The organism is Burkholderia sp. LAS2, assembly GCF_018417615.1.
GTDB classification, from domain to species: domain Bacteria; phylum Pseudomonadota; class Gammaproteobacteria; order Burkholderiales; family Burkholderiaceae; genus Burkholderia; species Burkholderia sola.
The window spans coordinates 1,044,035-1,056,582 of sequence record NZ_CP071053.1; the positions used below are offsets into that span (position 1 = coordinate 1,044,035).

Below are 12,548 nucleotides of genomic sequence, written 5' to 3' on the forward strand. Positions count from 1 at the left end.
AAGGCGGTTGCCCGCGCCGAAACGCATGGCCCTAAAGAAATGCGCCGCGCGGTCGTTAACGCGAGAGAGACCATTCCGTATACCGCATCGCCCCATGCCTTTGCCGATTGTAATTGCCGACGATTCGCTGCTCGCTCGCAAACTGCTGACAAAGGCGCTGCCGGGAGATTGGGACGTCGACATCGCGTATGCAGCGAATGGTCGCGAGGCCTTGGCGCTCTATCGTGACGGCAAAGCTTCCGTGATGTTTCTGGATCTGACGATGCCCGACATGAGCGGATATCAGGTCCTGGAAACACTGCGCCACGAAGATCTGAACACGTTCGTGATCGTGGTATCCGCCGATATTCAGCCGCAGGCGCAAGCACGCGTGCGTGAATTGGGCGCGATCGCATTCGTTGCCAAGCCCGTGACGTCGGAGGCATTGCTGCCCATTCTCAAGGAGTATGGGTTGTATGCCTGAATCGGTGTTCACGGCGGAGCAACGCGACGCGTTGCAGGAAATCGCCAACCTTGCAATGGGCCGCGCCGCCGCGCGGCTTGCGTTGCTGCTCGGGCACTTCATCGAGCTGTCGGTGCCGCGCGTGCGCGTCGTGAAAGCGGCCGATGCGAGCGACGCGCTGCGCGAGATGACGGGCATCCACGACAACGTGACCGCCGTGCGCCAGGGCTTCCGTTCCGACATCAAGGGCGAGGCGATCGTGCTGTGCCGCACGGCGGGCGTCGCGCGGTTGATGTCGGTCGTCGACCGCACGTTCGGCGACGGCGTGTACGGCGGCATGGCGACGCCGGACGAACTCGTGTTCGACGTCGCGAACGTGCTGATGGGCGCCTGCGTCGCGTCGATCCTCGACGAACTCGGCCGCAAGCCCGTGTTCTTTCCGCCGGGGCTGCTCGGCGCGAACGTGTCGTTCGACGACGTGTTCCAGCCGAACGAACTGGGATGGAGCGTCGCGCTGCTGCTCGAGGTGAATTTCGGGCTCGAGAACCATATGTTCCGCGCGCATTTCGTGATGTTGATGGCCGAGGATTCGATCCGGCTGATGGGCGACGCGCTCGACGCGTTGCTGTCCGCGCTATGACGGCCGCCGCCCCGTCGCTGAGCGACCTCGTGATCGAGCGCGTCGGCTTCGGCCTGTTCGTGCTCGACCGTTCGATGACCGTCCTGATGTGGAATCGCTTCATGCAGGACCACAGCGGGATCCCGGCCGCCGACGTGATCGGCCGCAACCTGTTCGACCGCTTCCCGGACCTGCCGCGTGCGTGGCTGTCGCGCAAGCTCGAGAGCGTGTTCCAGCTTGGCAGCTTCGCATTCAGCTCGTGGGAGCAGCGGCCCTACCTGTTCCGCTTCGAGCACGATCGGCCGATCACGGGCGGCGTCGACTACATGCAGCAGGACTGCACGTTCATGCCGCTCACGCGCGGCCGCGACGTCGAGGCCGTGTGCGTGACGATCTCCGACGTCACGCATGTGAGCGTGATGCAGCGAGAGCGCGAGGAAGCGGTCGCGAAGCTGCGCGAGCACGCGAATCTCGACGGGCTGACCGGCATCGCGAACCGGCGCTTCTTCGAGGCGCGGCTCGGCGACGAATTCGCGCGCTGGCAGCGCTACGGCGGCGACCTGTCGGTGCTGCTGTTCGACCTCGACCACTTCAAGACGATCAACGACCGCTTCGGGCATGCGGTGGGCGACGCGGTGCTGCGCGAGACGGCGCGCCGCGTCGCGTCGATCGTGCGCGCGCAGGATACGTTCGGCCGGTTCGGCGGCGAGGAATTCGCGCTGTTGCTGCCGTGCACGACGCTCGACGAGGCGATGCGGGTGGCCGACAAGGTGCGCGACGCGATCGGCAGCGTGCCGGTCGACGCCGAGGGCGTCAGCGTGCCGGTCACGGCGAGCGTCGGCGGCGCGTGCGCGAAAGCCGGCGCGCCGACCTGCGACGTACTCGTCAACGAGGCCGACGCCGCGCTCTATCGGGCGAAGCGGCTCGGGCGCGATCGGTCGGTCGCGTACGCCGACTGACCGCGCCCGCTCCGCTCAGCTTTTTGCGATGTCGGCGAGCACGCCGGCCAGCACGGCCGGCTGCGACACGAACGGCGAGTGGCTGCTGTCGAGCTGGTGCACGTGGGTCGGGTTGCCGGGCGCGAACGCGTCGGCTTCGTCGATGAAGCGTTGCTGCAGCGCGGGCAGGATCACGCGATCGGCCAGGCACTTGATGTAGTGGCGGTCGATCGCGCCCCAGCGTGCGGCGGTCGTCGGGATCGCGGTCGCGAACGGCGCGGCCGGCACGTCGCAGCTCATCAGGTTCGCGACCGCGTCGAAATCGGCTTGCGGCACGTCTTCGTACAGCGCGCGCTTCATCGATGCGCGATACGCGGCGTCGCCGCTGTGCGGATCGACGCGCAGCGCGCCGACCACGCGCGGGCTCGCGAGCATCAGCGGGCCGAGCAGCTCGCCGTTGTTTTCCGGCGCGCGCACGTAGTCGAGGCCCGGTACGCCCGACGCGGGCATGAAGGCCGCGAGATAGACGATCTTCGCGATCTTGTCCGGCGCGCGTTCGGCGGCCGCCGTGATCGCGAGGCCGCCCATGCTGTGCCCGACCAGCACGACCTTGCCGCGGCCGAGCGCGTACGCGTCGTCGACGGCCTGCGTCACCTGCGTCGCGTAGTCGTCGAGCGTCGTGTTGGCGACCGGCGACGGCTCGGCGCCGAACGCGTCCTTGTCGAGCGGCCGGGCGAGATACGACGCGGGAAAGCGCGCATGGATGCCGTGCGCGGGCAGGTCGCGCGCGATCGACAGGTAGCCGCGCGCGGCCAGCGCGGCCGCCACGTGGGCATAGCACCACGCGCCATGCCACGCGCCGTGCACGAGCACGAAAACGGGATGATCGGACGGCGGGGTGGCGGGGGCGTTCGTCTCCATGGTGTCCGTATTTTTTCGAGAAAGGTGTCATCTTAGACGAACCGGCCGCCATCGAGACGCGCTCGCGCGGCGCGTTTCTTGACCGGCAACGATCCGTCCCTTTGTGTCGCACAGGCCACATTTCGTCCTGATCCGATTTGAATTTGTGCCGAAGCGCGCTAATTTGTTGCTTTGCCTGCGATTGCACCCCATGAACGTCGACTATCTCTTCTATCGGAAGCCGAACAAACCCGGCCCCTATTCGCTCGACGACCTGGGCGACATCGCGCCGCCGATCGGCCCGGGCGCCGTGGTGCGCGCGGGAATCGCGCGCGTGTTCGAGCAGATCGACTGGCAGGAATCACTCGACGTGCCGGGCGCGTGGTTCGGTACCGGCGGCGCGGTTTTCCAGTTCACCGCCGAGCCCGACGGCCGCGTGACGAGCTTCATGGGCTCGCGCCTCGAGCGCCGCTCGATGCTGCAGCTCACGCGCGAAATGGGGCTCATCGCGCTCGATCTGCAGCGCGACATCGTGTACGGCTGACGCGCGTTCGGGCCGCCGTTCGCAAAGGCCGGCGCACCGGCCCGCCGGTGGCGCTCGGCACCCCGCCGGACAGGGTGCGCGTCCGCCATCGAACTTCAAAGATTGCTATACTTTCGCCCAATTCCGGCTTCCGGCCGGTAATTTGTGCCTGTCTGCGTCGATCGTTCGCATATCTCGCACGCATTCGACGCCCTGACCATCCCAGCCGGGCATGGCTTCTTCAATCGCCCCGCGTGGGTGTCTCCGTGGAGCTTCGTCTTGGCCGTTTCCCATTCCGTCGTGGACGAACAAGAAACCGACGCCGCTGCCGTCACATCGGGCAGCTCCTTCTATCTGGCGATGCGCATCCTGCCGGCCGTGCAGCGCGATGCGATGTTCCAGGTCTATGCGTTTTGCCGCGCGGTCGACGACATCGCCGACAGCGACCTGCCGCGCGCCGAGCGCACCGCGGGCCTGAATCGCTGGCGCGCGGACATCGACGCCTGCTTCGCCGGCCGCCCGCCGCGCCACCTCGTCGCGCTCGATCGCGAGATTCGCGCGTTCGACCTGCAGCGCGACGATTTCCACGCGATGATCGACGGGATGGCGATGGACGCGGTGGAAGACATCTGCGCGCCCGACGAGCCGACGCTCGACCTGTTCTGCGATCGCGTGGCGAGCGCGGCCGGCCGGCTGTCGGTGAGGATTTTCGGGATGCCGGAAGCCGAAGGGATCACGTTGTCGCACCACCTCGGCCGCGCGCTGCAACTGACCAACATCCTGCGCGACATCGACGACGACGCGGCGATCAACCGGTGCTACCTGCCGCGCGAGCTGCTTGCGCGCGAAGGCATCGCGATCACCGATCCGGCGACGATCGTGCGCGATCCGGCGCTGCCGCGCGTGTGCGCGACGCTCGTCGAGCGCGCGCTCGAGCACTTCCGCCAGGCCGACGCGGTGATGGATACCTGCCCGCGTGCGCAGGTGAAGGCGCCGCGCATCATGTCGGGCGCGTATCGCTGCATTCTCGAGGCCGCGATCGCGCGCGGCTTTGCCGCGCCGCGCGCGCCGCTGCGCAAGCCGAAGGCGCGCATGCTGATGATCGCCGCGCGCTACGCGCTGTTCTGAGTCGACCGACGCGATGCCCAGAACCGTCCACGTGATCGGCGCAGGACTCGCGGGCCTGTCGGCCGCGGTCGAGCTGCAACGTCGCGGGCGGCGCATCGTGCTGCACGACGCGCATGCGCACGCGGGCGGCCGCTGCCGCTCGTGGTTCGACGGGACGCTGAACACGACGCTCGACAGTGGGCTGCACACGGTTTTCGCGGGACAGCCCGCGACGCAGCGCTACCTGCGCGCGATCGGCGCGGCCGATCAGCTCGCGGGGCCCGCGCTGGCTGAACTCCCGGTCATCGACATCGCGTCGCAGCAGCGCTGGACGCTGCGTTTCGGCAACGGCCGCTGGCCGTCGTGGCTGTTCGATGCTGCGTCACGGGCGCCGGGCACGACGCCGCTCGACTATCTCGCGCTGGCCCCGCTCGCATTCGCCCGCACGGGCCGCTCGCTCGCGCAGACGATGCGATGCGACGGCGTGCTGTGGGATCGCTGGCTGCGACCGTATTTCCTCGGGGTGCTGAATATCGAGCCGCGCCACGCGAGCGCCGAACTCGCGCGCGCCGCGCTGTGCGGCACGTTTGCCGCGGGCGGCCCCGGCAGCCGTCCGCTCGTCGCGCGCCGCGGGCTCGGCAGCGCGTTCGTCGAACCGGCGCTGCGGATGCTGCAGTACGGCGGCGCGCAGATCCGCCTGAATTCGCGGCTCGACGCGTTCGAATTCGGCGCGCACGGCAATGCGATCGATGCCGTGTCGGTCGGCGGCGAGCGGATCGATCTCGCGCCGGGCGACGCGGTCGTGCTGGCCGTGCCGCCCGAGGTTGCGCAGCCGCTCGTGCCCGAACTCACCGCGCCCGACACCTTCAGCGCGGTCGTGACCGCGTATTTCGCGGTCGAATCGCCGGCCGGTCATCCACTGCAGACGACCGTCGTCAACGGCGTCGTCGATGCGGTGCGGACCGGTGACGGCCAGCTCGCGGCGACGATCCGCGATGCGGGCCGCTGGCTCGACATGCCGCGCGACACGCTCGCGCGGCGCATCTGGGAAGACGTCGCGCGCGTGACCGGCGCGAACCCGGAAACCATCCCCGCGTGGCAACTCGTCGTCGAGCCGCGCGCGGGCTTTGCGGCGGTGCCGTCGCAGGAAATGAAACGGCCGGCCGTGCGTACGCGCTGGACCAATCTTGTACTCGCGGGCGACTGGATTGCCACCGGCCTGCCCGCCACGATCGAGGGCGCGATCCGTTCCGGCCAGTTGGCCGCGGACGTGCTCCAGACGCAATAAAGAGAGGGACCGATGAACGATCTCACCGAAATGGCTACCTTGTCCGCCGGCGCCGTGCCGGCCGACGTCGACGCGGCTGTCGCGCGTGCGACCGACGCGCTGCTGGCCGCGCAGCAAGCGGACGGACACTGGGTCTACGAACTCGAAGCGGATTCGACGATTCCTGCTGAATACGTGCTGCTCGTCCACTATCTGGGCGAGACGCCGAACCTCGAGCTCGAACAGAAGATCGGCAAGTATCTGCGCCGCATCCAGCAGGCCGACGGCGGCTGGCCGCTGTTTACCGACGGCGCACCGAACATCAGCGCGAGCGTGAAGGCGTATTTCGCGCTGAAGGTGATCGGCGACGACGAGAACGCCGAGCACATGCAGCGCGCGCGCCGCGCGATCCACGCGATGGGCGGCGCCGAGATGTCGAACGTGTTCACGCGCATCCAGCTCGCGCTGTACGGTGCGATTCCGTGGCGCGCGGTGCCGATGATGCCGGTCGAGATCATGCTGCTGCCGCAGTGGTTCCCGTTCCATCTGTCGAAGGTGTCGTACTGGGCGCGCACCGTGATCGTGCCGCTGCTCGTGCTGAACGCGAAGCGTCCGCTCGCGAAGAACCCGCGCGGCGTGCGCATCGACGAGCTGTTCATCGACCCGCCCGTCAACGCCGGGCTGCTGCCGCGTCAGGGCCACCAGAGCGCGGGCTGGTTCGCGTTTTTCCGCGTGGTCGACCATGCGCTGCGCGCGGTCGACGGCCTGTTCCCGAGCTATACGCGCGAACGCGCGATCCGTCAGGCCGTGTCGTTCGTCGACGAGCGCCTGAACGGCGAGGACGGCCTCGGCGCGATCTATCCGGCGATGGCCAACGCGGTGATGATGTACGACGTGCTCGGCTATGCGGAAGACCATCCGAACCGCGCGATCGCGCGCAAGGCGCTCGACAAGCTGCTCGTCGTGCAGGAGGACGAAGCGTATTGCCAGCCGTGCCTGTCGCCCGTGTGGGACACGTCGCTCGTTGCGCATGCGCTGCTCGAGACCGGCGATGCGCGTGCGCAGGAAGCGGTGCTGCGCGGCCTCGAATGGCTGCGTCCGCTGCAGATCCTCGACGTGCGCGGCGACTGGATCTCGCGCCGCCCGAACGTGCGGCCCGGCGGCTGGGCGTTCCAGTACGCGAATGCGCACTACCCGGACGTCGACGATACGGCCGTGGTCGTGATGGCGATGGATCGTGCGCAGAAGCTCACGCAGTCGGACACGTATCGCGAATCGATGGCGCGTGCGCGCGAATGGGTCGTCGGCATGCAGAGCAGCGACGGCGGCTGGGGCGCGTTCGAACCTGAAAACACGCAGTACTACCTGAACAACATCCCGTTCTCCGATCACGGCGCGCTGCTCGATCCGCCGACGGCCGACGTGTCGGGCCGCTGCCTGTCGATGCTGTCGCAGCTCGGCGAGACGCCGCTGAACAGCGAGCCGGCCCGCCGCGCGCTCGACTACATGCTGAAGGAGCAGGAGCCGGACGGCAGCTGGTACGGCCGCTGGGGGATGAACTACGTGTACGGCACGTGGACGGCCCTGTGCTCGCTGAACGCGGCCGGCCTGACGCCGGACGACCCGCGCATGAAGCGCGGTGCGCAGTGGCTGCTGTCGATCCAGAACAAGGACGGCGGCTGGGGCGAGGACGGCGACAGCTACAAGCTCAACTATCGCGGTTACGAGCAGGCGCCGAGCACGGCGTCGCAGACGGCCTGGGCGCTGCTCGGCCTGATGGCGGCCGGCGAAGTGAACAACCCGGCCGTGGCGCGCGGCGTCGACTACCTGGTCGCGCAGCAGAACGAAGAAGGCTTGTGGGACGAGACGCGCTTCACGGCGACGGGCTTCCCGCGCGTGTTCTACCTGCGCTACCACGGCTATCGCAAGTTCTTCCCGCTGTGGGCGCTCGCGCGCTACCGCAACCTGAAGCGCGCGAACGCGACGCGCGTGACGGTCGGGATGTAACGCGTGGCGACGACGCAGCACAACGGCGCATTGCCCGTCATCGCGGTCACAGGGATGGCGTTCGAGGCGCGCATCGCGCGCGGCGACGGCGTCGAGGCCGTGTTCGCCGCGCGGGCCGACCGGCTCGAGCGCGCACTGGCCGAAGCGACCGCGCGCGGCTGCGCGGGCATCGTCAGCTTCGGTACCGCGGGCGGGCTCGCGCCCGACCTCGCGCCGGGCGCGCTCGTGATCGCGGACGCGATCGACGGGCCGTTCGGCCGCGTGCAGACCGATACGGGCTGGAGCGCGCGGCTCGTCGCCGCGCTGCAGGACACGCCGGTGTGGGCGCGTGTCACGCGCGGCACGATGGCGGCCGTCGGCGCGCCGGTGGTCAGCGAGCAGGACAAGACGTCGCTGCATCGTGCGAATGGCGCGCTTGCCGTCGACATGGAATCGCATATCGCGGCGGCCTTCGCGGCCGCGCGCGGCGTGCCGTTCGCGGTGTGCCGCGCGATCGTCGATCCGGCGTGGCGCACGCTGCCGCGCGCGGCGACGGCCGGGCTGCGCGACGACGGCAGCACGGCGATCCTGCCGATCCTGCGCGAACTGCTGAAGCAGCCGTCGCAGCTCGGTCCGTTGTTGCAAGTCGCCAGCGATGCGCGCGCGGCGCGCACGACACTGATCCAGGCACGCCACGCGTTCGAGCGGGCGGGCGCGATGCGGATCGTCTGAGCGGCGTTCGCTGCTGGCCTTTCCCCCGCTTCCCGGTCTGCCGTTTCGCGCGGACAAAAAAAGAGCGCTGCATGACGCAGCGCTCTTTTTTTGCGCGGCCGCCGTTGCGGCGTTACTGTGCGGCCGGACTGCTCGCGGGCATCGTCGGCATCGCCGGCGCGATCGGCGCGCCGTTGGCGGCCGGCGCTGTCGTCGCTCCGGCCGACGCAGCGACCGGTGCCGCAGCAGGCGCACTCGCCGGCATCGCATTGTCCGCACCCGGATCGTCATACTGCGGCAATCCCGGCGCGGCCGGTGCGTTGTTCGGCGTGGCGCCCGATGCGCCGCCCGCATCGCCCGGATCCTCATAGTTCGGCAAGCCGCCCGGCGTGGTTGGCGTGGCCGCCGGCACCGCGCCGGCTTCACCCGGCTCAGCGTAGTTCGGCGCGGCAGCCGATGCCGACTGGCCGTGATACGTCAGCGACTTGCGCTGCTGCAGGTACGCGTCGCGCACGAACGAATACGGATCGAGCGCGGCCTGCTTCAGCAGATCGGTCGCACCGAGCAGGTCCGAACGCGCGCTGATGAACTGCGCGATGTACATCGGATTGCGTGCGGCCGGCTCGATGTAGTTCAGCAGGTTGAAGCGCACGTCCACCGCGCGGCCGACGCCGTCGCGGATCGTGCTCGGCCCGAACACGGGCAGCACGAGGTACGGGCCGGACGGCATGCCCCAGCGCGCCATCGTCAGCCCGAAATCCTGGTGATGCTTAGGCAGCCCGGCCGGCGTCGCGATGTCGATCAGGCCGGCGACGCCGAACAGCGAGTTCATCGCCACGCGCATCAGATCCTGCGTCGCATCGGTGATGCGCAACTGCAGCAGGTTGTTCGCCATGTTGCCGAGATCGCCGAGGTTCGAGAAGAAGTTGCTGATCGCGGTGCGCACCGGCGTCGGCGTGACTTTCTGGTAACCCTTCGCGATCGGCTGCGCGATGTGCGTGTCGACCGTGTCGTTGAACGTGTACATCGCCCGGTTCATCGGCTCGAGCGGGTCGTTGGGATTGCGGTTCGGTCCCGTCGCGCAGCCGGTCAGCATCGCGCTGGCGGCGACGGTCGCCGCAATGATTCGCACCTTATTCATTGATTCCTTGCGATTGGTTCTGGGCGCGCTTGACGCGCGGTTTGCCCATCAGGACGGGCTGGAACACCACGGCGCCGATCAGCGTACAGGTCAGGGCCAGCGCGAGCAGCTTGCCCATGCTCGACGTGCCCGGATGGTGCGACAGCCACAGGCTGCCGAAGGCGGTCGCCGTCGTCGCGGCGCTGAACAGCACGGCGTGCGTGAGGCTCGAATGCAGCAGCCCCGTCTGCCCCGCGCGCCACGCCATCACGAAATACACCTTGAACGCGACGCCGACGCCGAGCATCAGCGGCAGCGCGATGATGTTCGCGAAGTTCAGCGACATGCCGAGCACGACGCACATCTCGAGCGTCACGATGCCCGACACGAGCAGCGGCACCAGCGTGCGCAGCACGTCGCCGAAGCGGCGCAGCGTGACCCACAGCAGGACCGTGATCGAGATGATCGACCACAGCGCCGCGTGCAGGAACGCGTTGATGATCGTGTCGGCCGAATGCAGGATCGAGATCGGGCCGCCAGTCGCGCCCGGTTCCGCGGCCTTCACGGCCTTGGCGAAACGGCGCAGCATCGTGTCGTCGTTCGGGTCGACGCCCTTCGGCACCTTCGGCGAGATCTGCACGAGCGCGTGGCCGTCCGGCGCAACCCAGTCGCGCACGACCTGCGGCGGCAGCGATTCGCGCGTGATGTCCTGCGGCTGCAGCAGCGCAGCGAGCTGGTTGAGCGCGATGCGCAGCGTATCGGAGAACGCGCGTTCGGCACGGTCGCGCGTCGCGCTGTCGGCGGCGGCGAGCTTCGCGAGCGACGCGGACAGGTGCTGCGCGGCCGCGGCGCCCGGGCCCGGGTGATCCTCGGCCGCATAGCTCAACAGGTCCGACACGCGCTTGAGCGCGGCCACGCGTTGCGCGTCGGTCGCGGGCGGCGCGGCCGGCTGCGTCAGCGCGGGCAGCAGCTCGCTCGCAGCCGCGGCGATCGCCGCGCGCTTGGCCGGCTGGTCGGCGGGGATGAAGGTCGACAGCGTGGTCGTGCGGCCGACTTCGGGCAGCGCGTCGAGGCGCTTCGCGGCCGCGTCGGCTTGCGCGAGCGACGGCGCGAGCAGCGTGACGTCGTTGACGGCGGCTTCCGGCGAATCCTTCAGCGCGAGCAGCGTCGCCATCGATTCGCTGTTCGGGTCCTTCAGGTGCAGCGGGTTGAAGTCGAAATGCAGGAACGCGAGCAGCGGCAGCGCGCCGATCACGACCGCCAGCGTGCCGATCAGGATCGGCTTGCGATGGCGATCGAGATAATCGTCGACCGGCGCGAGCCACGGAAAGCCCGGCGTCTTCGATTCGCCAGGCGGCGCGAACAGGCGCAGCAGTGCGGGCAGCAGCGTGAGCGTGGTCAGCAGTGCGACGAACATCCCGACGCCCGCGATCAGGCCGAGCTCGGACACGCCGCGATACGCGGTCGGAATGAACGAGAAGAAGCTTGCTGCCACGGCCGCGGTGGCGAGCGCGAGCGGCATGCCCATCGAGTGCGCGGCGCCGATCAGCGCGTGATCGATGCGCTCGTCGCGGAAGCGTTCCTCGCGGTACTTCACGCCGTACTGGATCGAGAAGTCGACGCCGAGGCCGACGAACAGCACCATGAACGCGACCGAGATCATGTTCAGCGAGCCGACCATCGCGAGGCCGAGCGCGGCCGTCACGACGAGGCCGACAAACAGCGTGACGAGCACCGAGCCGATCATCCGCTTCGAGCGCAGTGCAAGCCACAGGATGACGAGCACGGCGAGCAGCGTGAGCACGCCATTGAGCGCGGCGCCGTCTTCGACCGACGCGAATTCGTCGTCGGCGAGCGGCTGTTCGCCGGTCAGGCGCACGGCCGCGCCGTAGCGCTTGTCGAGGTCGAGCGAACGGGCCGCGTCGCGGATCACCTGGCTCGTTGCCGCGCCGGCCTTCAGCGCGCCGTAGTTGACCACCGGCTGCACGGTGACGAACGCGCGCGCGGGCTGCCGCGCGGCGTCGTTGTCGACCAGCGCGCGCCACGAGAACGCGGCCGGCTTGCCGGCCAGCACGTCGTCGACCGTCGCCGCGCTGCGCGCGAGCAGCTTCGCCATCGCGGGCAGCTTCACCTGGCCGGTCAGGAGCGGCTGGCCGAGCGTGGTGGACAGCGTGGTGGCGAGCCCGGTGAGGCTCGGGTTCTTCGCGAGTTCGTTGACGAGCGGGCGCGCGCTCGCGAGCTGCGCGGTCGTATCGGAGACCTCCTGCGGCGACAGGAACAGCAGCCCGTTGTGTTCGAAGAACGGCCCGCCGCCCGGTTCGGCGACCGGGCCGATGCGGCCGGCGGCGGCGTCCTTCTGCAGCGCTTCGGTCAGCGCATGCGCGGCGGCCGTCGCGAATTCGGGCGCGGGCGCCTCGACGACCGCGAGGATCGTGCCGTTGCGTTGCGGGAACGCCTTGTCGACGGCCTGGCCGAGCGCGGCCCATTGCGGTTCCGCATCGACGAGCTTGCTGATGTCGGTGTTGATCTTGAAATGCTGCGCGACATAGACGCCGCTGAAGGCGGCGATGACGAGCGACAGGACGACGACCCAGACGGGGCGGCGCACCGACCACGCAACGAGTCGGACGATGAGAGATGTCACCATGTGGTGGTGGGGAGCGGCTGGCTAGGGCAAAGTAGCCAAGTATACCGGCGCGGCGCGGCGACGGTCGTGACGTTGCGGAGAATCGGGGCGGGAAGGATATTTGCTACCGGCGTGGCAATCGGATCGCGCGGCCGGATCATTTGTATGCATATATTTACATAATCGCCGCGGCGATGCGTCGACACGCCGCGAAGCGCCTGTGACAAACGGCGCTGAAAGGTAACAGTCGGTCACCGGGCGGCAACGCGGCGTCGGGCCCGGTATACTTTGCTCCACCGGCCGATGCAA

General features: G+C 68.9%; 11 protein-coding genes. 8 read left to right on the top strand and 3 right to left on the bottom strand.

What is annotated here, in order from left to right:
• Positions 1-94: 94 nt before the first annotated feature.
• Genes JYG37_RS25080 through JYG37_RS25090 form a run of 3 tightly spaced genes read left to right on the top strand, consistent with a single transcriptional unit; the run spans position 95 to position 2,020 of the window.
• Positions 95-463, top strand: coding sequence for a response regulator (locus tag JYG37_RS25080; RefSeq protein ID WP_050013470.1), 369 nt, complete (start codon positions 95-97; stop codon positions 461-463).
• Complete coding sequence (locus tag JYG37_RS25085; protein WP_050013469.1) at positions 456-1,082, top strand: chemotaxis protein CheC; 627 nt, start codon at positions 456-458, stop codon at positions 1,080-1,082. The genes JYG37_RS25080 and JYG37_RS25085 overlap by 8 nt, the downstream gene beginning before the upstream one ends.
• Positions 1,079-2,020, top strand: a complete 942-nt coding sequence (locus tag JYG37_RS25090; RefSeq protein WP_050013468.1) for a GGDEF domain-containing protein — start codon at positions 1,079-1,081, stop codon at positions 2,018-2,020. Before JYG37_RS25085 ends, JYG37_RS25090 begins: the two co-directional genes overlap by 4 nt.
• A 15-nt stretch (positions 2,021-2,035) precedes the next feature.
• Here JYG37_RS25090 and JYG37_RS25095 read toward each other — a convergent pair whose 3' ends face one another.
• Positions 2,036-2,920 carry an alpha/beta fold hydrolase gene (locus tag JYG37_RS25095; RefSeq protein ID WP_050013467.1) on the bottom strand — a complete coding sequence of 295 codons (885 nt, stop codon included), beginning with the start codon at positions 2,918-2,920 and terminating at the stop codon, positions 2,036-2,038.
• Between the two features lie 190 nt (positions 2,921-3,110).
• Here JYG37_RS25095 and JYG37_RS25100 point away from each other — a divergent pair, with 190 nt between their 5' ends.
• From JYG37_RS25100 to JYG37_RS25120, 5 genes are all read left to right on the top strand, one after another.
• Positions 3,111-3,443: a hypothetical protein gene (locus JYG37_RS25100; protein ID WP_050013466.1), complete on the top strand. Its 333-nt coding sequence runs from the start codon at positions 3,111-3,113 to the stop codon at positions 3,441-3,443.
• 258 nt (positions 3,444-3,701) lie between these two features.
• Positions 3,702-4,550: a presqualene diphosphate synthase HpnD gene (hpnD, locus tag JYG37_RS25105; protein WP_050013465.1), complete on the top strand. Its 849-nt coding sequence runs from the start codon at positions 3,702-3,704 to the stop codon at positions 4,548-4,550.
• Positions 4,551-4,563: 13 nt separating this feature from the next.
• Complete coding sequence (gene hpnE / locus JYG37_RS25110) at positions 4,564-5,817, top strand: hydroxysqualene dehydroxylase HpnE (RefSeq protein ID WP_050013464.1); 1,254 nt, start codon at positions 4,564-4,566, stop codon at positions 5,815-5,817.
• A 12-nt stretch (positions 5,818-5,829) separates the two neighbouring features.
• Entirely contained in the window at positions 5,830-7,803 is a 1,974-nt protein-coding gene (shc, locus tag JYG37_RS25115; RefSeq protein WP_050013463.1) for a squalene--hopene cyclase, read from the top strand.
• 3 nt (positions 7,804-7,806) lie between these two features.
• Positions 7,807-8,514: a phosphorylase gene (locus tag JYG37_RS25120; protein ID WP_080334231.1), complete on the top strand. Its 708-nt coding sequence runs from the start codon at positions 7,807-7,809 to the stop codon at positions 8,512-8,514.
• Positions 8,515-8,626: 112 nt separating this feature from the next.
• On the opposite strand, the gene JYG37_RS25125 is transcribed toward JYG37_RS25120, so the two are convergent.
• Together JYG37_RS25125 and hpnN are read right to left on the bottom strand one after the other, a co-directional pair.
• A complete protein-coding gene (locus JYG37_RS25125) occupies positions 8,627-9,634 on the bottom strand; it encodes an MlaA family lipoprotein (protein WP_124631375.1) in 1,008 nt (335 codons plus the stop codon).
• Positions 9,627-12,260 (bottom strand): hopanoid transporter HpnN, encoded by a 2,634-nt coding sequence (gene hpnN / locus JYG37_RS25130; RefSeq protein ID WP_124680522.1) that lies wholly within the window; start codon positions 12,258-12,260, stop codon positions 9,627-9,629. The genes JYG37_RS25125 and hpnN overlap by 8 nt, the downstream gene beginning before the upstream one ends.
• Positions 12,261-12,548 lie beyond the last annotated feature (288 nt).